Raw genomic sequence first — 24666 nt, forward strand, 5'->3', positions numbered from 1 at the left:
AGTTACATTCCGGTTCGGGCCCTGCTGTGCCCCGATTGCGGCAAATCCCCTGCCGCGAGACGATCAAGGCGTGGGTGGGTGGGCCTTGAGGATGGGACTCGGTTCGCCGCGCAACACTTTCAACAGCTCCGTGCGTGCCTGATTGCGCTCGATGCCTTGTGCGACGAGGGTCGCGAGAACTTCGGCGAAGCGTGCGCGCCGTCGCTGGCCTGCCTCGCTGCAGTCGCGCCGGTTGCGAAAGCTGTCCATCAGCGTGGAGCCGCATACGCAATTGCGGAACAATTCGACGATGACCTGCCCGTCGTCGTCGATGGCCTGCTTGAGCCCGCTGCTGCCGTTGCCAACGTGAAGGGTCTGCGCGACATAGTCGGCGGCGTCGCGATAACTCCGTCCGCAGGCCGGACAGCGTTTTGGGAAGGCGCTCGCGGCGAGCTCCTGCAGGCCGGAATAGAGCCCGGCGTCGATTCCATGATCGGACTGCCTGCAATCGTTCGCTGTCATTCGTCTTTCCGCCCGGCTTGCGTGCCGTGCCGATCGCGCATCACGCTGCTTTCGGGGGGAGTCGCATCGGCAAGCGTTGCGCGCAGCAGTTGCGATCCCGGGATTGCGGCGGTCATGCGCCAGCCGCACCGGCGTCATGATAAACAAGGCAGGGCGCGATGACACCAAACGCAGGCGGGTAATGCTATCGACGCGCACAACTATTACCACTTTCGTCGTACGATTTCGTCGACAGAGTTCCGGTCCCCGAGATCCGGGATATTAGAATATCATGCCATTCTTCACGATAGGGTAAGCTCGCTCCTCATGTTCAAGCGGTTGAGCATCCGACGGCGTCTTGCGCTGCACGTCGTTCTGACCGGATTTGTGATGCTGGCCTTGTCGATCGTGTTCGTGCTCTCGCAGCGCGCGTCGGACGAGGTCGAGCGTCGCATTTTCGAGCATGAGCTCGCCCCGGCGAAACAGCTTCACCGTGTCGAATTGCGGCTGCTGTCCATCCATGGGCACCTGCAGGACGTCCTGCTGGGGATCGCGACGCCGGCCGGCATACCCGAGCTGATCGCGCGGGAAGGGGAGCTCATCAGGGAGAACTGGCAGGCCTTCCTGCAGGCTCACTGGGTCTGGCCGACGGATCTCGCCGAGGGGGGGCGTATTGCCGACATGGAGAAGGCACTGCCCGAACTGTGGCTCTTCCTGGAGCGTGCGAGCGCGGCAAGCCGCAACCAGGATGCAAAGGAGCTCGACCGCCTGCTGCGCTTTGATTGGTACTCGCTGCGCCAGACGGTCTTCGAGCCCTTGCGCGAACTGGCTGAGGCGCAGGACCACCACGTCGAGCATGCCCGCCAGAGTCTTGCGGATTCGCGCAGGCGTGCCGAGCTCCTCGTCGGCTCGCTGCTCGGACTCGGCGTGCTGTTGTTGAGCGGCTTCGCGGTCGGCTTGATGCGCTACATGACACGCCGTATCGCGAATATCGAGACGGCGCTGGAGCAGGTCGCCGCCGGCGGGGAGGTCAAGCCGGTGCCATACGGCCGGGGCGAGGACGAGATGTCGCGCATCGCCGATGCGATCAACCGCACGGTGACCCGCCTGCGTGAAAAGCAGGATGCCATCTCGCGCCTGATGCAGCGCCAGCGCACCGTCCTCGACGCGGTGGCGGAAGGGATCTACGGCATCGACGACAGCGGTCGCGTCAATTTCGTCAATCCGGCAGCCCTGGCGATGCTGGGCTACGACGAGCACGAGGCGCTGGGCCAGCACTCGCACACGCTGATGCATCATCATCGCGCCGACGGGCGCCCCTATCCGCTTTCAGAGTGCCCGGTGTATGCGTCGCGCGGTTCGGGAAAGGTCGTGACGCATGTCGGCGATGTGTTCTTCCGCAAGGACGGCACGCACTTTCCGGTCGAGCTGACCAGCGCCCCCTTGCGCTCGGGCGACGGTCAGGGGGGCTGCGTGGTGGTCTTCCACGACATCAGCGAACGGCTGGAGAAGGATCGCCTGTTGCGTGAGAGCATCGCCCAACTGGAACAGACCAACGCGCGCCTGCGCGAAACCCAGAGCCAGCTTCTGCAGGCCGAGAAACTGGCCGGCCTCGGGCAGCTGGCCGCGGGTATGGCACACGAGATCAACAATCCGCTCGGCTTCATCCAGTCCGACCTCAATGCGCTGGAGAGCTACTTGAAGGATCTCTTCGATCTGATCGTGGATTTCGAAATGCTCGTTCGACAACGCGGCGACAGCGGTTTGCATGAGGGATTCATGCAGCTCCAGGCTCGCTCGGAGATCGATTTCATCCGCGACGATGCCTCCACGCTGCTGTCGGAAACGCGCGAAGGCGTTCGGCGCATTGCGCGCATCGTCACCGATCTGAAGGATTTTGCGCGCCTCGACGCGGCCTTGGAGACAGCCGATGCGGACCTGCAGAAAGCGCTCGACAACACGGTTCGCGTGATGCACGCGACGCTCGCCGAGAAGGCCGAGATTGTGCGCGACTACGAGTCGATCCCCCTCGTGCGCTGCAACCTGGGCCAGATCAACCAGGTTTTCGTCAATCTGCTGCTCAATGCCGCGCATGCGATCCGCGAGCGAGGCACGATCACCTTGCGTACCCGGCATGTCGGCAACGAGGTCTGTGTCGAGATTGCCGACGACGGGCGCGGGATGGACGCGACCGAGCGTTCGCGCATGTTCGACCCGTTCTTCACCACCAAGCCGGTCGGCGAGGGCACCGGGCTCGGTCTGTCGGTGAGCTACAGCATCGTGCGCAGCCACGAGGGCCGTTTCGAGGTCGACAGCACTCCCGGCGTCGGCACGGTTGTCCGCCTGTGGCTGCCTGCAGGCGGGCGCGGCGGCGTCTAGTCGCGCTGGCGCTCGAACAGCGAGCGCCATTCGCGCAGGGCCGCGCGGATCTCCTCCTTCAGTTGTTCGTCATCCCAGGGCTTGGCGAGGAAGCGGTAGATCGCGCCGCGATTGATCGCATCGGTGACCGCGGAAATCTCCGAATAGCCCGACAGGACCATGCGTACCGTGCGCGGGTACAGGGTCTTCACCCGCGCGAGGAATTCCGTCCCGCTCATGCCGGGCATGCGCTGATCGGAAACGATGACCTTCACATTGTGCTTTGCCAGTAGGGAGAAGCCTTCCTCTGCGCTGTTCGCGGCAAGGATCTCGTAACCCTCCCGGCGCAGGGTGCGGCGCAGGGCGGACAGGATGCTGGCCTCGTCGTCGACGAGCAGGACGATGTCGCGGACGGACTGCTCCGTTGTCGTCGTGAAGCTGAGTGCGCGGCCCTCGCGCAGCATGAGCGCGAGGGTGTCGGCCGGGACCGGGTGGGAGAAGACGTAGCCTTGCAGCTCGTCGCATTCGCTGCGGCGCAGGTAATGCAGTTGCTCTTCGGTTTCGACCCCTTCGGCGATCACGAGCTTGCCGAGCTTTTGTGCCATCGCGATGGTGGCTTGCACGATTGCCGCATTGGCCGGGTTGGTCACGATGTCGCGCACGAAGCTCTGATCGATCTTCAGGACATCGATCGGGAAGCGCGACAGATGGGCGAGCGAGGAGTACCCGGTGCCGAAGTCGTCGAGCGACAGGCGCACCCCGAGGGACTTGAGCTGGGCAATGGCGCGCATCGCAGCACCCATGTCCTGCATCACCGTGCTCTCGGTGATCTCGATCTCGAGCATTCGCGCGTCTGCGCCGTGCTTCGCGAGTGCCTGGGCGACCGTTTCCTGCAGCCCTTCACGGCGAAACTGGCGCGCGGAGAAATTCACGGCCATGCGAACCGGCGGCAGGCCGGCGTCGCGCCATTCGCGCATCTGGCAACAGGAAGCTTCGAGCACCCAATCGTCGATCTCGGCGATGCAGCCGGATTCCTCGGCAAGCGGGACGAATGCGGCGGGGTTCAGCAGCCCCAGTTCGGGATGCTGCCAGCGTACCAAGGCCTCGACGCCGACGATGTGGCCTGAGTGGAGACTCAACTGGGGTTGGTAGTGCAGCACCAGCTCCCCGCGCAGGGCGACGCCGGGGAGCGCCGCGCGCAGCCGCCGCATTTCGTCGCTGTGCTGCGCCATGGTCGATTCAAAACGGCACGAACGGTCGCCGCCGCCATGTTTGGCCGACTGCGTTGCGGTGAGTGCGCAATCGAGGAGTTCGTCCGCCGATGCGGCGTCGTTCGGATAGCAGGCGATCCCGATGGAGGCGCGCAAGATGCTCTTTCCACTGGCCGCGATCGCGAAGGGGCGCCGAATGGCCGCCAGCAGTCGATCCGCAATGTCGCGTCCCTCGGACGCCCCGTCATCGGCGCGCGGACGAAGCAATATTGCGAAGTTGTCCCCCGAGAGACGGGCAATGCGGTCCGACTGGCGCAACACTTCGCGTACGCGCTGGCCGAACTCGGCGAGCAGCCGGTCGGCCAGTTCCGCGCCGAGTCGCCGGTTGATCTCCGCGAAATCATCCAGGTCCAGATGCAGCAACAGCAGCTGGTGACCGTCGCGGTGCGCCATCTCCAGTTCCGCCGACAGCCCGCGCATGAAGGACGGACGGTTCTGGAGGCCAGTGAGCTGGTCGGTGTTCGAGAGGTGCGAAATGTGCTGCTCGTACCGCTCTCGCTCCGCCAGGTCTTCGCTGATCGATACGTAGTAGCGGACCTCGCCCTGATTGTCGCGAATGGCCCAGATCGTGCGCGCTTCGAGGTAGCGTTCGCCGCTCTTGCGCCGATTGACGAACTCGCCCTGCCACACCTTGTCGTCGTCGAGCGCGCGCTGGAGATCCTGATAGACCTCGCGCGGGGTCTGGCCGGACTTCAGCATGGCCGGCGTGCGGCCGATCAGCTCCGACAGCGGGTAGCCGCACATCCGCGCCATCGCGGGATTGGCGAACAGGATGACGTTGTCGGGGTCGGTGACGAGGATGCCGCGCCGCGACTGCATGGCGAGCGCACGGAACAGTTGGCTATCGTCCTGTCGGGCCGCAAGGTCGCATTCGATGCCGACCAACTGAAGCGGGGCCGGCGCGTCGGGCGTCCCCTGCCATCCCAGGCTCCATGTCAGCGCCAGGCTGCTGCCGTCGGCACACAGGAGCATGCATTCGCCGTGCAGGGTGTCGCTGTCGGGGCCGAGGTCCTCCAATTGCGCCCAAAGTCGCGCCCCGGCCGGGTCGTCCGGAGCCAGAAGCTCCTTCAGGGTCATGCCCGGCAGCGCGGCGTGGCCGAGGCGTTGCCGGGCGTGGCGGTTGACCGCGCATATCCGTCCGTCGCGATCGAGGCTCAGGACTAGGCACGGGAGCGCGTCCCAGGCCGCCGGTATGGGCGCGCTGCCGCTCATGGCGTGGACTCCTTGTCTTCATGGGGCTGGGGTTCCACGAGGGGAAGTTCGAGCCTGAAGCAGCTGCCTTCGCCGATCTGGCTGCGCACGGTGAGCGATCCGCGGTGGCGTTTCATGATGTCGGCGGAGATCGACAATCCGAGGCCGGTACCCTTGCCGATCGGCTTGGTCGTGTAGAAAGGCTCGAAGATGCGCTCCATCACCTCCGGAGTCATTCCCTTGCCGGTATCCGCGACCTCCACCCACGCATTGGCATCGTCGGTGCCGCTGCGCAGGGTGATCGTGCCGCTGCCTTCGATTGCCTGTGCGGCGTTCACCAACAGGTTCATGAACACCTGGTTGATCTGCGCCGGGATGCAGCGCACCGGCGGAAGCTCGCCGAGCTCCCGAACCACGTGGGCCTTGTACTTCAGCTCGTTCCACACGACATTGAGCGTGCTCTCGAGTCCGCCATTGAGGTCGGTGTGCTGCCATTCGCCCTCGTCGTTGCGCGAAAAATTCTTCAAGTCGTTGACGATGCGCTTCACCCGGGCGAGTCCCTCGCCGGATTCGCGCAAGAGATCGGGGATATCCTGCCGCAGGTAATCGATCTCGGCCGTTTCGCGCGCGCAGGTGACGGCAAGACGTGCCGGATGGTCGGCCGGGAGTGTTTGCTCGAGCGCCTCATAAGCCGTGAGGAGGTCAAACAGGCGATTGACGTAGAGTTCCAGCGAACCCAGGTTCGAGCTCACGAAACCGACCGGGTTATTGATTTCGTGGGCGACCCCCGCGGCCAGCTGGCCCACCGCCGCCATTTTTTCCGATTGCAGCAACTGCCCCTGCGTCCGCTCGACCCGCGCCACGAGATCCGCCATCGTCTGCCGGATGCGCTCATCGAGCTTCGGGTTGCCGGTCCTGAATTCCTCGCCCCACGCCTCATTGGTCATGTCAGTCACTCACTGAGCAATTCATCGGATTGATCGGTCATTCGGGTTCCGGGCCCAGCACGCGCAGGATTTCCTCGAGCGTCGTGTCGCCCCGTGCAATTTTCATCAATGCATCATCCCACAGCGTCTCGTGTCCGCTTGCCCGCGCATGTGCGGTGATCTCGCGGATGCTCGCGCCGCGCGTGATCAGATCGCGCAGATGCTCGTCCGGCAGCAGGATCTCGTACAGCCCCAGTCGTCCGTGGTAGCCGGTGCCGTCGCATTGCGCACAGCCTTCGCCGGCGAAGACCCGGTCGAGTTCGGCAAAGCGGCTGCCGAGGCGGGCGGCGAGGGCGGAATCGGGAACGGCTTCGCGGCGGCAGTGACGGCAGATGCGACGCACCAGGCGTTGTGCAATGACACCTTCCAGCGCGCTCGCGACGATGAAGGGCTTGAGGCCGAGATCTAGCAGGCGCGCGATGGTTGCCAGCGCGGAGTTGGTGTGCAGGGTGGAGAGCACCTGATGGCCCGTCAGCGCGGTGTGGAAGGCGACCTCGGCGGTTTCGTAGTCGCGGATCTCGCCGATCAGCACCACATCCGGATCCTGGCGCAGGATTGCGCGCAGCACGGCCGGAAAGGTGAGCCCGATCTTTTCCTTGACCAGTACCTGACCCGCGCTGTCGAGGTAATACTCGACCGGATCCTCGATCGTGATGTAGTTCTTCGCCGGCGAGGCGTTTGCCTGCAGCAGCGAATAAAGCGTGGTGGTCTTGCCGCTACCGGTCGGCCCGGTCGCGAGCACGAGGCCCTGCGGCTTGTCGACCATCACCCGCACCTTTGCCAGCCCCGCCTCGCCGAAGCCCAGCCCGGCGAGGCTCAGCACCTGCGAGTTGCGGTCGAGGATGCGCATCACGACCTTTTCGCCATTGATCGTCGGCAGGGTGGAGATGCGCAGATCGACGATGCGCAGCGGCGACTTCACGGTGATGCGCCCGTCCTGGGGGCGGCGGCGCTCCGAGATGTCCAGCTCGGCCATGATCTTCAGCCGTGACACCAGCGGGCTGTGCAGGGCGTGCGGGATCTGTATCTTGTCCTGCAGCACCCCGTCGATGCGCAAGCGCACGACGACGTTCTTGGTCTTCGGCTGGATGTGGATGTCGGAGGCGCCGAGGCGGATCGCTTCCAGGATGATGGCATTGACGAGGCGGATTGCCGGCGGTTCGTTGGTCGCGGCCATCAACTCGTCGAGCGGCACCGCCTCGTCGTCGTCGATGACGATCTCGATGCCCTCGTAGGGGTCGATGTTGCCGACCAGAGTCTCCAGTTCACGGATGTCGCTGCCGTCGTCGCTGCCATACACCTCGGCGATCTTGCTCTGGATCGCCTCGGAGTCGGCCATCACGACCTTCAGGTCCAGCCCGGCCGTGAAGCGGATGTCGTCGATCAGGCCGGCATCCATCGGATCGGCCAACGCAAGCATCAGGCGCCGTCCCTCGAGCTTGAGCGGCACCACCCATTGCTTGCGGCAGAACGAGCGCGGGATGAGCTCCGCAATCGCGGAGTCGACGCGGAATTCCCCGAGCGAGACCTCCTCGACCAGCAGATCCTCGCGCAGGATCTTGCGCAGCGCCTTCTCGGCCACCCAGCCGCGCTCGAGCAGCAACTTGATCAGGGGTTCCTTGTGGATGCCCTGCAAGCGAGTGAGTTCCTGCCATTGCGCGCTAGTGATCAGCCCCTTCTTGTGCAGCATCGTGCCAAGCTGGCTGCGGTTGGACACCGCCATGCGCGACAGCGCCGAAATCTCCTTCGATTTCTTGGCGTTTTCGGCCGTCAGCGCGCGGTTCTTCTGGACCAGGTCGAACTGCTCCAGTGCCAGCGACACCGTAACGCGCAGGTCATCGTCGTTCCACGGCTTGAGGATGAACTTGTACACCGCCCCTTCGTTGATCGCGCCCATCACCGCGCCGGTGTCGGCGTGGCCCGTGAGCATGATGCGGATGGTGTCCGGATACAGCTTCTTGACGTGCTTGAGCAACTCGGCGCCGTTCATGCCGGGCATCATGTAGTCACTGATGATGACCTGGACCGGCGCCTCCTTCAGCCGTGCAAGGGCCTCGGTGCTGTTGCCGGCCGTGAGCACCTCGTAGGACTGGCTGCGGAAGATGCGCGTCAGCGCCTTGAGGATCGCCGGTTCGTCGTCGACGAAAAGGATGCGGTAGCGGGGCTTCTCGGCAACCGCGGCGGGGTCGGCGGCGTCTTTCTGGCCGGTGAAGAAGGCGGCGTAATTGCTCATGGCGGGCCTACAGCGGCAACTCCACGGTGAAGCGTGCGCCGCCATCGGGGCGGTTTTCGGCAGTAATCGTGCCGCCGTGCGTGAGAACGATGTCGCGCGCCACCGTCAGCCCCAGGCCGGTGCCGCCGCCCACGCCGCGTGTCGTGTAGAAGGGGTCGAAGATGTGAGGCAAGACCTCCGCGGCGATGCCGGGGCCGTCGTCATCGATCTGCACGACGATATGGGTGTCGGTGGCGGAGGAGCGCAAAGTCACGCTGCCGTGCTGATCGACGGCCTGCAGGGCGTTCTGCAACATGTTGAGAAAGGCCTGGTTGAGATGCCCGGGCAGGCAGGTCAGCGGCGGAAGCGGCCCCAGCTCGCTATGGAGGGTGACGCCTGCGGGTTTCTGGCCGGCGATGACCGCAAACAGCGACTCGAGGTGCTCGTTCAGATTCGCGAGCTGCACGTCGGGCTTGTCCACGCTGGAAAAACCCTTCAGGTCGCGGACAATGCGCGCGATGCGGGTGACCCCCTGCTGAGAGTCGGCGATCAGTTCGGAAAAATCCGCGAGCACGAAGTCCATGTCGACCGCCTTCCATCGCTCGGCCGGCACGTAGTCGCGTAAGGCGGCCAGCTGTGCCACGTAGCGTTCGGCCGAAGAAAGGTTGCTGGTGACGAAACCAAGGGGGTTGTTGATCTCGTGTGCCACGCCCGCCGCAAGCTGGCCGATCGACGCAAGGCGCTCGGCCTGGTAGAGCTGGCGCTGGCGCTCGTCGATGATCCGGACCTGTTCCTTGACCTTCGCGTCGAGCGCCTCGGCGAGCTCGCGGTATTTCGCTTCGGACGCCCTGAGCGCCTCGTTCTGCTGCTGCAGCTTGGCGTAGTCCGCGCGCACCGCCTCGAGGTGCAGATCCGACACCATGCGGAAGCGTGCGCGCGACAGCAGCCCCCAGCGCACGACACGCGCCGCCGCCTTGAGCGCGGCTGCGTCGCAGGCGCAGGCGAGATAAGCGAGGGGCTCGAGTTCGAGCACCAGCGGCGCGCGGATCGCGCCGGGCGGTTCCGCCGCCGCGCCGAACGGCGCTCCCGCGGCGTCGAGCAGCGCGACCGGAGCGCCCAGGACAGGGGTCAATTGGGTGCAGAGTTCATCGGCATCGCGTGCAGCGATCAGTTCGCCGAGCACAAATTCCCGGTCAAACCCGGCCTCGCCGCTCATTGCGCCTCTCCCAGCGCCGCCTTGAGGAAGGTCGCCTCATCGAGCCCGTGAGCCGTGTCGAGCTCGAATTCCGACGCAAACTGCCGCCACACCCCCTGCAACAGGAGCCGGAAGGTGGGCACGACGCCGCTGCCGTTGATCGCGCTGGCGAACATCAGCGGCCAAGGCGCCCCTTCATAGCGTTCGCGCACCTCTTCCTCGCTGAGGATGGAGGGCAGGTCGCGCTTGTTGAACTGAACGACGATCGGCAGGCGCTCGAGATCGAGGCCGACGCGGCCGAGGTTCTCGGCCAGGTTCTGGAAAGACTCGCCGTTGTTCGTCGCCTCGGTGCGCTGCGAGTCGGCAACGAAGACGACGCCGTCGGCACGCGACAGCACGGCTTTGCGCGTGCCGTCGTGAGCGACTTGGCCGGGCACGGTAAACAGCCGGAAACGGATCATCAGCCCCGAAGGCGCACGAAAGCCCAGCGGCAGCAGGTCGAAGAAGAGCGTGCGGTCGTGCTGCGTCTCGAGGGTCATCAACTCGCCCTTCATCTCGGCGCCCACCAGATCGTGCAACTGCATCAGGTTGGTCGTCTTGCCGCCCTGGGCAGGGCCGTAATACACCAGTTTGAAGGTCAGCCGGCCGGCGTCACGCTCCAGCTCCGGCATCTCAAGGCCGTCCCGCGTCCGGGTCGTCGAGCAGCGACTCGTCGAGCAGCACCGAACCGTCCTCGCCCCAGAGCACCTTGGTGATCCCCGGCTCTTCGGCTTCCAGCCGCTTGCGTTCGAGCTCCTCGGCCGACATCGCCCCTGCTGTGACGCGCACCTGATCCGCCAGACGCTGGTTCTCGAGCGTCAGCTCGCGCACCGCCAGCGCCTGACCGATTGCGGCGACCAGTTCGTAGTCGTTCCAGGGCTTGGACAGGAACCGGCTGATGCCGGCCTCGTTGATGGCGCCGATCAGGCCGTTGAGGTCGGCGTAGCCGGACAGGATCAGGCGCGCCGCATCGGGCTGGATCTCCCGGAAAGCCTTGAGGAACTGAACGCCATCCATCCCGGGCATGCGATAGTCGGACAGCACCAGGTCGTAGGCGGTGTGGCGCGACTTGTCGAGAGCGTCGGCCGGACTGCTGAACGTATCGATCTGGAGAGTATAGACTTTTCCTCCCCCCATGCAGGGCGTCAGCGACAGCAGCCGCCGCAGCGACTTCAGGATCGACTCCTCGTCATCGACGATCAGGATGCGGCTCATGGGACCTCCTAAGCGGCAAGCCGGCACGACGGGTGCCGGCATGTCGCGTCATTTGTCGTTGCGCACGTATAGAGTCAGTGCGATGCCTTCCCGTCGCGCGTAGTTCTGGATCTGGCGAATCAGGGATTCGTCGAGCAGGTAATCTGCCGCCAGGAGCAGGGCGCCGTCACGTCCGACCAGATCGCGCGCGAGCACCATGCCCGGCCGCAAGTCGCCTGCCGCCACCGCCAGATCGCGCGACGGCGGTTCGGGCGCGACCCCGCCCTGCATCTCGACGAAGGCATCGACAACCTGCGGATCGTAACGCTTGCCGCGCGCCTGAACGATCATCGCCAACGCTTCATCGCGCGTCATGCGTTTGTCCGACAGCGTACCGATCTGCAAGCCGTCGTAGTCGTTCACCACACTCAGGATGCGCGCACCGAAGGGAATCGTCAGCCCCTGCAGCCCGTCGGGAAAGCCCTGACCGTCGAAGCGTTCATGATGGGAGCGGATCAGATGCGCGGCGTCCTTGAGCTCGTTGAGCGGCATCAGCGCCGATTCGCCGGCAATTGCATGCTTGCGGTAATGCGCGAGCTCCTCGCCGTTCATCCGCGACACCGGCTTCGCGAGCATGGCGTCGGAAAAGCCGATCTTGCCGATATCGTGCAGCAGGCCTGCAACGAAAATATCCTGCTGGTCCTTGGCATCGACATCGAGTCGCGCGGCCAGCCTGCGTGCGAGGTCTGCCACGCGGCGGGCATGGCCGGCCACGCCGCCGCCCCGCAGTTCCATCAGCCCCGAGAAGGTCTTGATGGATACGAGGAAATTCTGCTTCAAGCGTTCGTTGGCGTGCTTCAGCGAACCATTGGCCTGCTCCAGCGCCTCGGTCCGCTCGCGCACCTTGTCCTCGAGGCTGGCATTGAGCTCGCGCAGCGCCTCGTTCTGCTGCTGCGTGAGTGCCAGCAGGCGCGCGTTTTCGGCCTGCAGCCGGCGCCGCTCGAGGGCATCCCGGACCGTCAGGGCGAGTTCGCTGTCGTCCCAGGGCTTGGCGATATAGCGATAGATCTCGCCCCGGTTGATCGCATCGATCGTCGAGCTCATGTCCGCATAGCCGGTCAGCAGCAGGCGGATCACGTCGGGCCAGCGCGTTCGCACCTGCTCCAGGAAGGTGGCGCCGTCCATCTCCGGCATGCGCATGTCGGACACCACCAGGTCGACGTGTTCGCGCTCCAGGATCTCAAGGCCGGCCTTGCCGCCCTCCGCCGTGTGGATCCGGTAGCCAGCCGGGCGCAATAGCCGTCGGAGCGACGACAAGATACTTGGCTCGTCGTCGACTAGGAGCACGCTGGGGGGGGTCTGGACGGTCTCTGTCATGGCCCTGCGGGGCTAACCCCGATGCTGGAAACGGGAGCAAAGCAAGTAAATGTCTGCAAAATATCATGCCACTGATGTTTGTGGCTGCGCCACTCCGGGCGGAATCCCTCGGCTTGGCGAGGGCGCGAACGAAATGTCCATCCTGCACTTGAAATCCCAAAAGTGCGTCCCTATTATTAGCACTCGTTGGCAGTGAGTGCTAACGGCCCGGGCAGTGCCCGAGGCCACCGCGAATTTTCCAGACGGGCCATGCCCGTGCTCGATGTGATAACAAGGAGTGAGTCAATGAAAATCCGTCCCTTGCATGATCGCGTGATCGTCAAGCGCCTCGAAGCCGAACGCAAGACCGCCAGCGGCATCGTGATCCCCGACTCCGCCGGCGAGAAGCCGGACCAGGGTGAAGTGCTGGCCGTGGGCAACGGCAAGATCCTCGACGACGGCAAGGTCCGCCCGATGGCCGTCAAGGTCGGCGACAAGGTCCTGTTCGGCAAGTACGCCGGCCAGACCGTCAAGGTCGAAGGCGACGAGCTGCTCGTCATGCGCGAAGAAGACATCATGGGCGTGGTCGAGGCCTGAGCCTCCCCCGTTTCCCCACTCGAATCCTAGGAGCAATCAACAATGGCAGCTAAAGAAGTCAAGTTCGGTGATTCCGCCCGTGCCCGCATGGTCGAAGGCGTCAACATCCTGGCCGACGCGGTCAAGGTGACCCTGGGCCCGAAGGGCCGCAACGTCGTGCTCGAGCGCTCGTTCGGCGCCCCGACGGTGACCAAGGACGGCGTCTCGGTCGCCAAGGAAATCGAACTGAAGGACAAGTTCGCCAACATGGGCGCGCAAATGGTCAAGGAAGTCGCTTCCAAGACCTCCGACATCGCCGGTGACGGCACCACCACCGCAACCGTGCTGGCCCAGTCGATCGTGCGCGAAGGCATGAAGTACGTTGCCGCCGGCATGAACCCGATGGACCTGAAGCGCGGCATCGACAAGGCCGTCATCGCCACCATCGAAGAGCTGAAGAAGCTGTCGAAGCCCTGCTCGACCAACAAGGAAATCGCCCAGGTCGGCTCGATCTCCGCGAACTCCGACGCCGACATCGGCGAGATCATCGCCCGCGCGATGGACAAGGTCGGCAAGGAAGGCGTCATCACCGTCGAGGACGGCAAGTCGCTGAACAACGAACTCGACGTCGTCGAAGGCATGCAGTTCGACCGCGGCTACCTGTCGCCGTACTTCATCAACAACCCGGACAAGCAGGTCGCGATTCTCGAGAACCCGTTCATCCTGCTCTTCGACAAGAAGATCTCCAACATCCGTGACCTGCTGCCGGTGCTCGAGCAAGTCGCCAAGGCTGGCCGTCCGCTGCTGATCATCGCCGAAGACGTCGAAGGCGAAGCGCTGGCGACCCTGGTGGTCAACAACATCCGCGGCATCCTCAAGACCTGCGCCGTCAAGGCTCCGGGCTTCGGCGACCGTCGCAAGGCGATGCTGGAAGACATCGCCGTCCTGACCGGCGGCCAGGTCATCGCCGAGGAAGTCGGCCTGACCCTCGAGAAGGCTGCCCTGACCGACCTCGGCCAGGCCAAGCGCATCGAGATCGGCAAGGAAAACACCATCCTCATCGACGGCGCCGGCCAGGCCGAGCGCATCGAAGCCCGCGTCAAGCAGATCCGCGTGCAGATCGAGGAAGCCACCTCCGACTACGACCGCGAGAAGCTGCAGGAGCGCGTGGCCAAGCTGGCTGGCGGTGTTGCCGTGATCAAGGTCGGTGCCGCGACCGAAGTCGAAATGAAGGAAAAGAAGGCACGTGTCGAAGACGCGCTGCACGCCACCCGTGCTGCCGTTGAAGAAGGCATCGTCCCCGGCGGCGGCGTCGCGCTGCTGCGTGCCCGTTCCAACCTGACCAACCTCAAGGGCGACAACCACGACCAGGACGCCGGCATCAAGATCGTCCTGCGCGCGATGGAGCAGCCCCTGCGCGAGATCGTCGCCAACGCCGGCGACGAGCCGTCGGTGGTGGTCAATCGTGTCGTGGAAGGCAGCGGCAACTTCGGCTACAACGCCGCCACCGGCGAGTACGGCGACATGGTCGAGATGGGCGTGCTGGACCCGACCAAGGTCGAGCGCACCGCGCTGCAGAACGCCGCTTCCGTTGCCGGCCTGATGCTCACCACCGACTGCATGGTCGGCGAGCTGGTCGAAGACAAGCCCGCGATGGGCGGCGGCATGGGCGGCATGGGTGGCATGGGTGGCATGGGCGGCATGGACATGGGCATGTAATGCCAGTCTGAGCGCCAGCTCACCTTCCGGACCTTCGGGTCCGGCGCACAACGGCCCCGCTTCGGCGGGGCCGTTGTGCTTTTTGGCGGATGCTGTGCACGCAAGAAGGGGCCTCGGTGCGCGGTCGCGCTCGAAGCGTGTGATAATCGGGGGAGCGGAAAAAAGGCGGTCGGGAGTTTCCGGCGAAATCGGCTGGAAGCTCCCGGGAGCGGGCGCGCTGGCGGCGCGGCCATTCCTCTGACCGGGTAAAGGAGAACAGCGGGTGTAAATCTAGGCGCGCCCGCTTACATATAACTTACATCCTGATTCCATGCGGATTCTGCTTGCGGAAGATGATGCCGTCATTGCCGACGGTTTGTGTCGCGCCCTTCGTCGCGGCGGCTTTGCAGTCGATCACGTGCCTTCCGGTGTCGAGGCGGATACGGCATTGGCATCGCAACCGTATGATCTGGTGATTCTCGACCTGGGCTTGCCGCGCTTGCCGGGGATTGAGGTCCTGAAACGTCTGCGAGCGCGGAAGTCGACCATCCCGGTGTTGATCCTCACGGCCCAGGACGGCGTCGAGGATCGTGTGCGCGGCCTCGATGCCGGCGCCGACGACTACCTCACGAAACCCTTTGCGCTGCCCGAGCTGGAGGCGCGCGTGCGCGCGCTCACCCGCCGCGGCACCGGTCAGGCATGCTGCATCGAGGTCGGCAGCCTGTCCTACGACCAGGCCGACCACGTCGTGAAGATCAGCGGTCAGGTTGTCGAGTTCTCCGCCCGCGAGATCGGGCTGCTGGAAGTGTTCATCCTGCGGGTGGGGCGCCTCGTCAGCAAGGATCAGCTCGTGGACCACCTGTGCGGATGGGGCGAGGAGGTGTCGAGCAACGCGATCGAGGTGTACGTCCATCGCCTGCGCAAGAAGCTCGAGGACAGCGGTGTGCGCATCGTGACGGTGCGCGGGCTGGGTTACTGCCTGGAAACGGTGGATGCTGGCCAGGCGGCGAAAGCCTGACAAGACCGCCGCGGGCGGACGCTCGCCGACGCAGCCGAACTCGCTGTTCGGCGAGATCCTCGACTGGATGCTCGCGCCCCTGCTGTTCCTGTGGCCGATCTCCATCATCGTCACGCACAACGTCGCGGACAATATCGCCAACCAGCCCTACGACCGCGCGCTCGCCGACAGCGTGCGCGCGTTGGCGCGCCTGGTCACGGTGGAGGGGGGCAAGGTTGCGGTGCACTTTCCCGCGCCGCCGCGGGCGCTGTTCCGCGCCGATCAGGACGACGTCGTCTACTACCAGGTCGCGCACGAGAGTGGCGATCTGGTCACCGGCGACCGCGAAATCGGCTGGACGCCAGCCCCTCCCATCCTGATCCCCGAAGACGTGCTCTACCGCGACGACGTAATTCAGGGCGAAGAGGTGCGCATCGCCTATCAGTTCCTGCGTCCGTGGCCGGAACCTGCCAGTCCCCTCGTGCTCGTGCAGGTCGCGGAGACCCGCAACAAGCGCAGCGATCTCGCCTCGCGCGTCGTCACCGGCGTGCTGTTGCCGCAGTTCGCCATCATCCCGCTTGCGGTCGTGCTGGTATGGGTCGGCCTGACGCGCGGCATTGCCCCGCTCAATCGCCTGCAGAGCCTGATCCGCCGCCGCCGCCCCACCGATCTTTCGCCGATCGCGGCCGCCAGCGTGCCCGAGGAGGTGCGCCCGCTGATCGTCGCCTTCAACGACATGATGGCGCGGCTGGAAGAGAATCTTCAGGCCCAGCAACGTTTCATCGCCGACGCCGCGCACCAGATGCGCACCCCGCTCACCGGTCTGCGCATGCAGACCGAACTCGCGCTGCAGGAAACCGACCCCATCGCGCTGCGCGAGTCGCTGTCGCGCATCGCCCAGAGCACCGAGCGCGCGAGCCACCTGATCAACCAGCTGCTGTCGCTCGCACGTGCCGAGGCGAGCTTCGAGAAGCTCTATGCGGTGGAGACGATCGACCTGCGGGCGCTCGTGCGTGATGTCGCGCTGGATCTCTTCCCGCGGGCCCAGGCGAAGAACATCGATCTCGGCGTGGAGGGCGGCTCCGAGGCGCTGACGGTGGAGGGCAATCCGGTGCTGCTGCGCGAGATGATCAAGAATCTCGTCGATAACGCGATCAAATACACCCCAGTGGGCGGGAGTGTCACCGCCAATACGCGCTATTCCGGTGCGCCGATCCTGGAAGTCGAGGACACCGGTGTAGGCATCCCCGAGGCCGACCGCGAGCGCGTGTTTGAGCGCTTCTACCGCGTCCTTGGCAGCGGCGAGGATGGTTCCGGCTTGGGCTTGCCGATCGTGCGCGAGATTGCCGAGCTGCATCGCGCGACGGTCACGCTCAATCCCAATCCGGCAGGCCAAGGCACGATCGTCCAGGTCGTCTTCCCGCGTGGCCATGTCCCGCCGCCGATCCAGGTATACGGCGATTTTCCGCTCGGTTAGGCGGAAAACGGCGGCCTTGCTCTCGATTGCGAAACTGCAAGCGCTCGTAAGGGCATCGTAAGTCTCCCGCATTATTGTGGTGGGAACCGGAGAAAAACCCCGGCCGACCACCGTTTCAAGGAGGGAGACATGCAAAACGATATGGTGACAAAAATCGTCGCCAACCCGAAGTACCAGCAGCTCGTGAGCACCCGCTCATCGTATGGCTGGATTCTGACGGCGATTATGATGGTCGTGTATTACGGCTACATCGCGGTCATCGCGTTCGATAAGGCTCTGTTCGCCCAGAAGCTGGGCGACGGTGTCATGACCGTTGGCATTCCCGTGGGGTTCGGTGTGATTGTGTTCACGATCATCATCACCGGCATCTACGTGCGCCGCGCGAACTCCGAGTTCGACGCTCTGACCCAGGACATCGTCAAGGAGGCCAGCAAATGAGCGGTCGCTTCATCAAACTCGGCGGCGGACTCGCGCTCGCCCTGGCGGCGGGCGCCGCACTGGCGGCCGGCGCTGACCTCGGTCAGGCGGAGAAGCAGGCGACCAACTGGACGGCGATCGTCATGTTCGCCGTCTTCGTCGTCGGCACCCTGTTCATCACCAAGTGGGCGGCCGCCAAGACCAAGTCGGCGGCGGATTTCTACACCGCAGGCGGCGGCATCACCGGCTTCCAGAACGGCCTGGCGATCGCCGGCGATTACATGTCGGCAGCGTCCTTCCTCGGTATCTCCGCGGCGGTCATGGCCAACGGCTACGACGGTCTGATCTATTCGATCGGCTTCCTGGTCGGCTGGCCCGTGATCACCTTTCTGATGGCGGAAAAGCTGCGCAACCTGGGTAAATTCACCTTTGCCGACGTCGCAGCTTACCGCTTCAAGCAGACCCCAATCCGCACCTTCGCGGCCTCGGGCACGCTGGTCGTGGTGGCCTTCTACCTGATCGCGCAGATGGTTGGCGCAGGTCAGCTGATCAAGCTGCTGTTCGGCCTCGAGTACTGGATTGCGGTTGTCATCGTCGGCGCGCTGATGATGGTGTACGTGCTCTTCGGTGGCATGACCGCGACGACTTGGGTGCAGATCATCAAAGCCTGCCTGTTGCTCGCCGGCGCGTCCTTCATGGCCTTCATGGTCATGCTGAACTACGGCTTCTCGCCGGAGCAGTTGTTCGCCGCTTCGGTCAAGGTCAAGGCGGGCGTCGCCCTCGCGGGTGGCAAGACCGCGGAGGAGGCCGGCATCATCGGTCAGGCGATCATGGGACCGGGCTCCTTCATCAAGGATCCGATCTCCGCGATATCGTTCGGCATGGCGCTGATGTTCGGTACCGCCGGACTGCCGCACATCCTGATGCGCTTCTTCACCGTTCCGGATGCCAAGGAAGCGCGCAAGTCGGTGTTCTGGGCGACCACCTGGATCGGCTACTTCTACATCCTTACCTTCATCATCGGCTTCGGCGCGATCGTGATGGTGTCGACCAACCCGCAGTTCCTCGATGCGAAGGGCCTGATCGGCGGTGGCAACATGGCCGCTATCCACCTCGCCAACGCCGTCGGCGGCAACGTGTTCCTCGGCTTCATCTCCGCGGTCGCGTTTGCAACGATTCTGGCGGTGGTTGCCGGCCTGACGTTGTCGGGTGCCTCGGCGGTGTCGCACGACCTCTATGCCACGGTGTTCAAGCACGGCAACGCCGACTCCGCTTCGGAACTGCGCGTCTCGCGCATCACGACGGTCGCCCTGGGGATCATCGCAGTTGTGCTGGGTATCGCGTTCGAGAAGCAGAACATCGCTTTCATGGTGTCCTTGGCCTTCGCGATCGCCGCTTCGGCAAACTTCCCGGTGCTCTTCATGTCGGTGCTGTGGAAGGATTGCACCACCCGCGGTGCGTGCATCGGCGGCTTCATTGGCCTGATCACTGCCGTGGTGCTGACCGTGGTGTCGCCGTCCGTGTGGGAAGCCACGCTGGGCAACCCGAAGGGTTCGGCGCTGTTCCCCTACACCTCGCCGGCGCTCTTCTCGATGGCGGCGGGCTTCATCGGCATCTGGCTGTTCTCGATTCTCGACAACAGCGCGCGTGCCCAGGAAGACCGTGCGGGTTACCTCGCGCAGAAGGTGCGTTCGGAGACCGGTATCGGCGCGGAAGGTGCTTCCGGCCACTGAGGGCTGTGACGCCGCCGGCCCTCGGGCCGGTGGTTGGGTGAATGATTCGGGGCGGCGATTGCTGCCCCATTTTTTTCGTAGCGGATATTTCGATGTCGTGACGAAAATATGTTTGACACTTCGTCGGGACCCGCTATAATGCGCGTCTTCACCGGCCAGGTAGCTCAGTTGGTAGAGCAGCGGATTGAAAATCCGCGTGTCGGCGGTTCGATTCCGTCCCTGGCCACCAAAGGATTTCAAGCACTTAGCCCAGCCCAAAAAGCTGGGCTAAGTGCTTTTTGGCGTGTGTTCTGACGTTTTTCTGACACTGCCATCGGTGACCGGGTGCGCACGACTGCGGTTGAACGGAATTTTTTTCGTTCGAAGCGCGTTTGTGCATGTTGGCGACCGTCGTGTTGACCTATACGCATGCTCCATCGACTTGAGGAGTTGCAGATGCGTCACACATCATTCCCCCGGGAAACGTTGCCCTTCATCTTCGTCGCGGAGGGACGTCGCCATGGCTAAGCCCTACAAGGACGGGGCCGGCTGGGCCTATCGGCTGCGCGTGGCGGGCCGGGACGTCTACCGGAGCGGATTCAAAACCGCCGCGCGCGCGAAGGAAGACATGGAGCGCGTGCGCCAGGAACTCACGCAGGGGCCTGCACAGTCCGGGCTTGGTCCGTACCGCACCAGCCTCGGCGTCGCGTTCATGGACTACGCGCGACAACGCCTGCCGTACCTGAAGGGCGCCGACCAGGACTCCCGGCGCATCAACCGCTTCCTGCGCGCCTTGCAGCTACCCGTCGTTGCGTTGAGCCCTGTAGAAATGGAGAAAGAGGGCAAGAGGGTGTACTGGGAGGTGGCCTTCGTGGAAGAGTGCGGTCGTACCGTGCGCAACTCGCTCCTGGCCCACCGGGTTACCCAGGCCGCAGCGAGCGCGGAGAGCGACAAGCGCCGGGCCGGTCTCGCGCGCATGAACATGGCCGACGTAACGACCCATCACATCCAGGCCTACCTCGATGCGCTGCGCGCTGAGGGGAAGAAGTCGGCGACGGTCCATCTCGAGCGCTCCGAGTTGCGGCGGCTGTTTCGCCATGCGAGTGCGGTGTGGAAGTGGCGGCACGCCGGCGGCAATCCGGCAGGGGCCGACCTGGACATGCCAGAACTGGACGCGGGGCGCGACCGCGTCCTCACCAACGAGGAGTGGGAACGGATATCCCAGGCCCTGCTCGAATACCGCAATCCCCACGTCGCCCCGCTCGCCTGCCTCATGCTGGAGACGGCCATGCGCTCATGTGAGCCACTCACGAGCCTTCGCTGGCGCGACATCAATTGGACGCGGCGTGTGTTGGAACTTCCTGACGCGAAGACTGGACGACGTCTGGTCCCGCTGAGCCCCGGCGCAATCGTGATTCTCGGCGAGCTCGCGCAGCGGGCGAAGGAAGCCGAAGAGGCCCGGCAGAAGAAGCAGAAGAGGCAGAGGAAGCCAGTGAAGCCGGGGGAGCCGTACGGCCCCGACGCCCGGGTCTTTCCGACCACGTACGAAGCGGTAAAGAAAGCGTGGTCGCAGGCGTGCAAGGCGGCCGAAGTCGAAGGAGTGCGACTGCACGACTTGCGCCATACGTCGGCCACCCGCTACGCGCTTGAGTACAAAGGCAACCTGCCCGTCATCATGCTCATCACCGGACACAAGACCACGCAGATGGCGATGCGCTACATCAACCTGAAGGCAGACGATGTCGTGCGGATGATGCATGGCGACGACACTGATAAGGGCACCTTGCCCGCTGGCTACCGCGTGAATTTAGCCGAGGGCCTCTCGACGGCTGTGAGAGAACGGGAGGCGGTGCGCGCAGGCGAAAATGCGTCGGGAACCGAGGGTGCATCGAAACCGGCTGAGGTGGCGCAAACGGTGCGAGGTACGCCCCAAACGGTCGCCGGCAACCTCATTCTTGTCGCTTTTGGGCGACGGGCGGCTTAACGGCGGCTGTGACGCGAATTTGGGCCGTTCGGCGGCGGGGCAGCATGCGGTCCCGCCGCCAACCCCGCGTCAAGGTCTGCGACGCCTTGGGCTGCTGGCGTAGGGCCGGGCGTCAACCGGCGCCAAGACCGGAGCCGGCAGGCGTGGCGCAGGGTAGGGGGCGTCCAGTATGAATTTTGCGCAGGCAATGCCCCGTTCAACTTCCGTCGTGACCCAGAACTGCGCGTATTCGGGGGACCCGCGCTTGGTCATCGTGACCGTGATGTGGCCTTCCTCTGAAACGTCGAGGGTAGCGCCGTCATCTTCGAGGTAGCCCCGAACACAGTCAGCAACGAACTGCGCATCGAACCCGTTCGGAAACGGCCGGCGAACGGTGACGGTATGTGCGCATTCGTCGTGCTCGATGAGCAGTGCCCGCAATTCCGCGAAGGCCGCAAGGAACGACGGCGTCGAAGTTCCTTCCTCGGCGAGCGCTAAAGCACTCAGAAGCGCGGTGTGCCAGTCCCCGTGATAGACCAGGTTTTCGTGTCGATTCGATTTCAGCGCCAATCTGCCCTCCGTCGGGTGGAAATCGCAGCCTTCGGGATGTCGGGCTGCCTCGGCGCCACTGTATCGGCGCTGACCTTGGAGGCAAAAAGCATCGCAGTGAGCGATGAAGCATCGACCGATGCGATGAGCTGATGCTCCCCGCGCGCGTTTCGCTATACGAAGCAGGACATGTGTCCGGTTTCGGAGAAATAGCGATGAGTGGACAGGGCACTGCAGGAACCGCGCTTGCGGCCAGGCTGCGCGAAAAAATGCATGCGAGCAGGGAAGGGGTTACGTCACTCGCCCAGCGGTTGCACGTGAGCCAGAGCTACCTCTCGGAGCTGCTGCGCGGGGATAGGCCTATGCAGGGCCTCAGGGATGAGGTCATACGGGAAATTGCGGCGTATCTCGAGGTGCCGCCGGTAGTGTGCTTCTTGATGGCGGAAAAGTTGCGTCACGCTGACTTCGTTGCGCCCCCGACGTCATGGACGGTGGAGCTGAACAAGGCCATGGAAGTGCTAGCAGCGTCCCCGCAAGGCCTGGAAGCGGTGGTGACGGCCGAGGACCTAAAAGGTCTCCCCGAGCCGGCCAAACGGCTGCTTGTGGCGTTGTACGAATACGCGACAGGGAGCCCGGTCTTGCGCGTCACGCGCTGGAGCTGGACGGGCTCGGGTCAGCCTGCGGCGGTCAGTTAAGTTACAGGGCAGTTGCGTTGCCTCGGTCCCCCCGCATGCGGGGGGATTTTTGCGCTGTGTAGGTGCTGTGGTTGCTCCCCGAATCTGCAGCGTGCAAAGACTATACAAACGAAGAGGCGGAGCGTAATTCGCTCCGCCATCGTCCTGCTCCTAAATCATAGTGGCGATGTGGGCCTCGTAGCGTGAGAACGAGTCGTCGCGCTTCAGGTGAGCGTAGCTGGCGAGGACCGTTTCCAGTCGGTCGTTGAGTAGTTCTGCCACGGTAAGGAAATCGCCAGGGAAGCGCCGCAACCAGTCTGTCGCGACCAAATGTCGCAGGGCGTGAGGTCCGAACCCTGGCGAGCCCGGAATGTACCGGCGGGTGATGTTACGGACCGTGGTCCCTAGTCCCTCCCACAACTTCTCTGTCTCATCTCCAATAAAGAGATAGCGGCTGCGACCGCCGTTTAACAGCGTGTCTCGATACTCCTCAAGGTACTCGGAAAGCCTCGAGTTGAGCCAATCTGCGACCTTGACGTCGTAGTTTCTGCCGCGGTTGCTGTCGCCATTCTTCAGTTGATGGGGGGCGAGAACGATGCGCCAACCGGATGCCGCCGAACCGCGCAGTGACCCGTGGCCGTTCGGTTCCCACGTCAGCGAAGCGATGCTTCGCCGCCGCAACGGGTTTGACAGCAACATGGCTAAAAGAAGCGCGTTCCGTTTGTGTCGTGCTTCCGAGATGCTGCCGGGCGGGCAGGCTGCTGCGGTCGCATCGATGAGTTCAATCGCATTTAACACGGGCTTGAGCGGGTTGGGGAGTGCAAGGAGATTCGCGATGGGCTCGTCGGGGGCGCGGCTTACCCCTTTCGCACCGCGGATGAACTGCCTGAGATAGGTGTGGCTCCGCTCGCACATCGCACGCCAAGCGTCGTCGTCGGCGGGCCGCATCTCCCTCGGTAGCTGCTCTCGAAATCGAGCGGCTTGTTGCCACAGGTATCCGGTCTCAGGGCGCAGCAGACTTGCCACGAATTGCGAGAACACACGCTGTCCGCTATGCCGAATGCCGTCCGAGCGGTCCGTCAGCCAATCCAAATAAAGGGTCAGCGCATCAGGATGGGCGAGCCACGCAAGTGTTTGGGATGGTGGCTCGCTCCAGTGAAACCCGCCCTCACGAGCCGGCAGACGAAACAGGACGCCAAAGAAGGTGCGCAACCGGTCCATGAACATTTCGGCAGACGGACAAACCATGTTTCTCCTCCGCGCGAGGTGAGTGGTCCTTGTCGCCGTATTCGCCGGAATGAGTCGCCAAGTCCCTTTCATCGTCCGCTGGATGTTGAGGGTGCCGCCGGTCTTGTACTGGAACAGGTCGTGCCACTCACGAAGGAAGTCATCATTCAGGTCTGACTCGGCAAGCGTGAGGCCGTGCGGTTCGCGGTCGGCAAGCCGGCGACGGAAGGAGGGAACGACAACAGGCAGGTGTCCTTTGGATAGTGCTTGTAGGTCGGCGCCGATTCCATCGGCTAGTTCCGCCTCCCGTTCTGCAAGGCTGACGAGTGTGTCGCGCGCGAGGCCGAGAGCCTTTTCGAGGCGGTGAAGCGAGGGAACACCGCGTCGATTGATGCCCGCGCCGTTAAGCCACCGGCGCACGGTTGCAGGGCTAATTCCGATTTCCCTAGCGAGAGTCTTGGGGGCATGACCTGTAAGGGCAATCGCCTCCCGCAAGGCTATGCTTAGGCTGGTCGAGCGCGTCGTCCTTGGGGCAGAGGTTCTCGCAGTACGTTTCTGGTAGATACGCTGAATTGCCTTGAGCTGGGTAATTCTGTCGCGCTTCGTACGCGGCGCGAGTTGCGCCGTCTCGACATATTCGCGCAAGCGCGTGTCGAAGTGGCTTCCCAGTTCTGCTCCGACGTTACCTTCAACGGTCTTGCCGCACACGGCGAGGAATCCATTGAGGGCGCTCAAGTGATTGCGATACTGCTGAATTGCCGAGGGCGTGTCAGGCGGCTCGGCTGGGGATATGCCGAAGTGCTGTTGAAGTTGCTGAATGAGTTCGGAGTAGGGATAGGCCATTGCGTGCTCCAGGAGTGAGGAGCCCGCGAAAACGAAGGAGCACAGGGTGACCTGCGCGACGTTATGGCCTGTAACGTGGGAATAACGTTCTTCTCGTAACTCGTTGAATGATAAGTAATGTCCTTTCATGATTTGTGCTCCTGATTAACAGGCTGGAGCACTCTGTTCCGTTATCGGGGGCTCGGTGGTACTCCCGTATAGCGTCGGATTCGCAGTGGAGGAGGGACTTTTTGCGCTGCAGCGAAAATCGC

At 64.0% G+C, this 24666-nt stretch carries 19 protein-coding genes and 1 tRNA gene; 10 read left to right on the plus strand and 10 right to left on the minus strand.

Annotation, left to right across the window (positions count from 1 at the left end):
- Window positions 1–63: 63 nt before the first annotated feature.
- Window positions 64–501 (minus strand): oxidoreductase, encoded by a 438-nt coding sequence (locus ToN1_RS16510; protein ID WP_169204409.1) that lies wholly within the window; start codon window positions 499–501, stop codon window positions 64–66.
- Window positions 502–807: 306 nt separating this feature from the next.
- On the opposite strand from ToN1_RS16510, the gene ToN1_RS16515 reads away from it, so the two are divergent.
- On the plus strand, window positions 808–2859 hold the full coding sequence (locus ToN1_RS16515; RefSeq protein ID WP_169204410.1) for an ATP-binding protein: 2052 nt from the start codon (window positions 808–810) through the stop codon (window positions 2857–2859).
- Here the strand turns inward: ToN1_RS16515 and ToN1_RS16520 are convergent.
- The 7 genes from ToN1_RS16520 to nosR are packed head-to-tail and all read right to left on the minus strand — an operon-like array spanning window position 2856 to window position 12243.
- Complete coding sequence (locus ToN1_RS16520; RefSeq protein ID WP_169204411.1) at window positions 2856–5321, minus strand: EAL domain-containing protein; 2466 nt, start codon at window positions 5319–5321, stop codon at window positions 2856–2858. The two genes, ToN1_RS16515 and ToN1_RS16520, sit on opposite strands and share 4 nt — an antisense overlap.
- Complete coding sequence (locus ToN1_RS16525; protein WP_169204412.1) at window positions 5318–6247, minus strand: ATP-binding protein; 930 nt, start codon at window positions 6245–6247, stop codon at window positions 5318–5320. Before ToN1_RS16525 ends, ToN1_RS16520 begins: the two co-directional genes overlap by 4 nt.
- Window positions 6248–6284: 37 nt before the next feature.
- Window positions 6285–8519 (minus strand): ATPase, T2SS/T4P/T4SS family, encoded by a 2235-nt coding sequence (locus tag ToN1_RS16530; RefSeq protein WP_169204413.1) that lies wholly within the window; start codon window positions 8517–8519, stop codon window positions 6285–6287.
- A gap of 7 nt (window positions 8520–8526) precedes the next feature.
- Window positions 8527–9714 carry a sensor histidine kinase gene (locus ToN1_RS16535; RefSeq protein ID WP_169204414.1) on the minus strand — a complete coding sequence of 396 codons (1188 nt, stop codon included), beginning with the start codon at window positions 9712–9714 and terminating at the stop codon, window positions 8527–8529.
- Window positions 9711–10364 (minus strand): GTP-binding protein, encoded by a 654-nt coding sequence (locus ToN1_RS16540; RefSeq protein WP_169204415.1) that lies wholly within the window; start codon window positions 10362–10364, stop codon window positions 9711–9713. Before ToN1_RS16540 ends, ToN1_RS16535 begins: the two co-directional genes overlap by 4 nt.
- 1 nt (window position 10365) lies before the next feature.
- Entirely contained in the window at window positions 10366–10947 is a 582-nt protein-coding gene (locus ToN1_RS16545) for a response regulator (RefSeq protein ID WP_169204416.1), read from the minus strand.
- A 48-nt stretch (window positions 10948–10995) separates the two neighbouring features.
- Complete coding sequence (nosR, locus tag ToN1_RS16550) at window positions 10996–12243, minus strand: response regulator c-di-GMP phosphodiesterase, NosR family (protein WP_244860806.1); 1248 nt, start codon at window positions 12241–12243, stop codon at window positions 10996–10998.
- 345 nt (window positions 12244–12588) lie between these two features.
- Between nosR and groES the strand changes: the two genes are divergently transcribed.
- From groES to ToN1_RS16590, 8 genes are all read left to right on the plus strand, one after another.
- On the plus strand, window positions 12589–12879 hold the full coding sequence (groES, locus tag ToN1_RS16555; protein ID WP_004311482.1) for a co-chaperone GroES: 291 nt from the start codon (window positions 12589–12591) through the stop codon (window positions 12877–12879).
- Window positions 12880–12921: 42 nt separating this feature from the next.
- Window positions 12922–14577 carry a chaperonin GroEL gene (gene groL, locus ToN1_RS16560; protein ID WP_169204418.1) on the plus strand — a complete coding sequence of 552 codons (1656 nt, stop codon included), beginning with the start codon at window positions 12922–12924 and terminating at the stop codon, window positions 14575–14577.
- A 310-nt stretch (window positions 14578–14887) separates the two neighbouring features.
- Window positions 14888–15574: a response regulator transcription factor gene (locus tag ToN1_RS16565; RefSeq protein WP_169204419.1), complete on the plus strand. Its 687-nt coding sequence runs from the start codon at window positions 14888–14890 to the stop codon at window positions 15572–15574.
- Window positions 15549–17030, plus strand: a complete 1482-nt coding sequence (locus ToN1_RS16570; protein WP_169204420.1) for a sensor histidine kinase — start codon at window positions 15549–15551, stop codon at window positions 17028–17030. The genes ToN1_RS16565 and ToN1_RS16570 overlap by 26 nt, the downstream gene beginning before the upstream one ends.
- A gap of 129 nt (window positions 17031–17159) precedes the next feature.
- Window positions 17160–17468 (plus strand): DUF485 domain-containing protein, encoded by a 309-nt coding sequence (locus tag ToN1_RS16575; RefSeq protein ID WP_169204421.1) that lies wholly within the window; start codon window positions 17160–17162, stop codon window positions 17466–17468.
- Window positions 17465–19180, plus strand: coding sequence for a cation acetate symporter (locus ToN1_RS16580; RefSeq protein WP_169204422.1), 1716 nt, complete (start codon window positions 17465–17467; stop codon window positions 19178–19180). The genes ToN1_RS16575 and ToN1_RS16580 overlap by 4 nt, the downstream gene beginning before the upstream one ends.
- Before the next feature lie 153 nt (window positions 19181–19333).
- Window positions 19334–19409: transfer RNA gene (locus tag ToN1_RS16585), tRNA-Phe, on the plus strand.
- A gap of 270 nt (window positions 19410–19679) precedes the next feature.
- A complete protein-coding gene (locus tag ToN1_RS16590; protein ID WP_169204423.1) occupies window positions 19680–21143 on the plus strand; it encodes a tyrosine-type recombinase/integrase in 1464 nt (487 codons plus the stop codon).
- A gap of 69 nt (window positions 21144–21212) precedes the next feature.
- Here ToN1_RS16590 and ToN1_RS16595 read toward each other — a convergent pair whose 3' ends face one another.
- On the minus strand, window positions 21213–21692 hold the full coding sequence (locus tag ToN1_RS16595) for a hypothetical protein (RefSeq protein ID WP_169204424.1): 480 nt from the start codon (window positions 21690–21692) through the stop codon (window positions 21213–21215).
- A 194-nt stretch (window positions 21693–21886) separates the two neighbouring features.
- Here ToN1_RS16595 and ToN1_RS16600 point away from each other — a divergent pair, with 194 nt between their 5' ends.
- On the plus strand, window positions 21887–22366 hold the full coding sequence (locus tag ToN1_RS16600) for a helix-turn-helix domain-containing protein (protein ID WP_169204425.1): 480 nt from the start codon (window positions 21887–21889) through the stop codon (window positions 22364–22366).
- A 150-nt stretch (window positions 22367–22516) separates the two neighbouring features.
- On the opposite strand, the gene ToN1_RS16605 is transcribed toward ToN1_RS16600, so the two are convergent.
- Window positions 22517–24544, minus strand: a complete 2028-nt coding sequence (locus ToN1_RS16605; protein ID WP_169204426.1) for a hypothetical protein — start codon at window positions 24542–24544, stop codon at window positions 22517–22519.
- Window positions 24545–24666 lie beyond the last annotated feature (122 nt).

Source organism: Aromatoleum petrolei (assembly GCF_017894385.1).
GTDB lineage: Bacteria > Pseudomonadota > Gammaproteobacteria > Burkholderiales > Rhodocyclaceae > Aromatoleum > Aromatoleum petrolei.

What these genes read in the sequence shown, in the direction of transcription:
- ToN1_RS16510 (WP_169204409.1), bottom strand. Translation starts at nt 501, where the DNA reads ATGACAGCGAACGATTGCAGGCAGTCCGATCATGGAATCGACGCCGGG.
- ToN1_RS16515 (WP_169204410.1), top strand. Translation starts at nt 808, where the DNA reads ATGTTCAAGCGGTTGAGCATCCGACGGCGTCTTGCGCTGCACGTCGTT.
- ToN1_RS16520 (WP_169204411.1), bottom strand. Translation starts at nt 5,321, where the DNA reads ATGAGCGGCAGCGCGCCCATACCGGCGGCCTGGGACGCGCTCCCGTGC.
- ToN1_RS16525 (WP_169204412.1), bottom strand. Translation starts at nt 6,247, where the DNA reads ATGACCAATGAGGCGTGGGGCGAGGAATTCAGGACCGGCAACCCGAAG.
- ToN1_RS16530 (WP_169204413.1), bottom strand. Translation starts at nt 8,519, where the DNA reads ATGAGCAATTACGCCGCCTTCTTCACCGGCCAGAAAGACGCCGCCGAC.
- ToN1_RS16535 (WP_169204414.1), bottom strand. Translation starts at nt 9,714, where the DNA reads ATGAGCGGCGAGGCCGGGTTTGACCGGGAATTTGTGCTCGGCGAACTG.
- ToN1_RS16540 (WP_169204415.1), bottom strand. Translation starts at nt 10,364, where the DNA reads ATGCCGGAGCTGGAGCGTGACGCCGGCCGGCTGACCTTCAAACTGGTG.
- ToN1_RS16545 (WP_169204416.1), bottom strand. Translation starts at nt 10,947, where the DNA reads ATGAGCCGCATCCTGATCGTCGATGACGAGGAGTCGATCCTGAAGTCG.
- groES (WP_004311482.1), top strand. Translation starts at nt 12,589, where the DNA reads ATGAAAATCCGTCCCTTGCATGATCGCGTGATCGTCAAGCGCCTCGAA.
- groL (WP_169204418.1), top strand. Translation starts at nt 12,922, where the DNA reads ATGGCAGCTAAAGAAGTCAAGTTCGGTGATTCCGCCCGTGCCCGCATG.
- ToN1_RS16565 (WP_169204419.1), top strand. Translation starts at nt 14,888, where the DNA reads ATGCGGATTCTGCTTGCGGAAGATGATGCCGTCATTGCCGACGGTTTG.
- ToN1_RS16570 (WP_169204420.1), top strand. Translation starts at nt 15,549, where the DNA reads ATGCTGGCCAGGCGGCGAAAGCCTGACAAGACCGCCGCGGGCGGACGC.
- ToN1_RS16575 (WP_169204421.1), top strand. Translation starts at nt 17,160, where the DNA reads ATGCAAAACGATATGGTGACAAAAATCGTCGCCAACCCGAAGTACCAG.
- ToN1_RS16580 (WP_169204422.1), top strand. Translation starts at nt 17,465, where the DNA reads ATGAGCGGTCGCTTCATCAAACTCGGCGGCGGACTCGCGCTCGCCCTG.
- ToN1_RS16590 (WP_169204423.1), top strand. Translation starts at nt 19,680, where the DNA reads ATGGCTAAGCCCTACAAGGACGGGGCCGGCTGGGCCTATCGGCTGCGC.
- ToN1_RS16600 (WP_169204425.1), top strand. Translation starts at nt 21,887, where the DNA reads ATGAGTGGACAGGGCACTGCAGGAACCGCGCTTGCGGCCAGGCTGCGC.
- ToN1_RS16605 (WP_169204426.1), bottom strand. Translation starts at nt 24,544, where the DNA reads ATGAAAGGACATTACTTATCATTCAACGAGTTACGAGAAGAACGTTAT.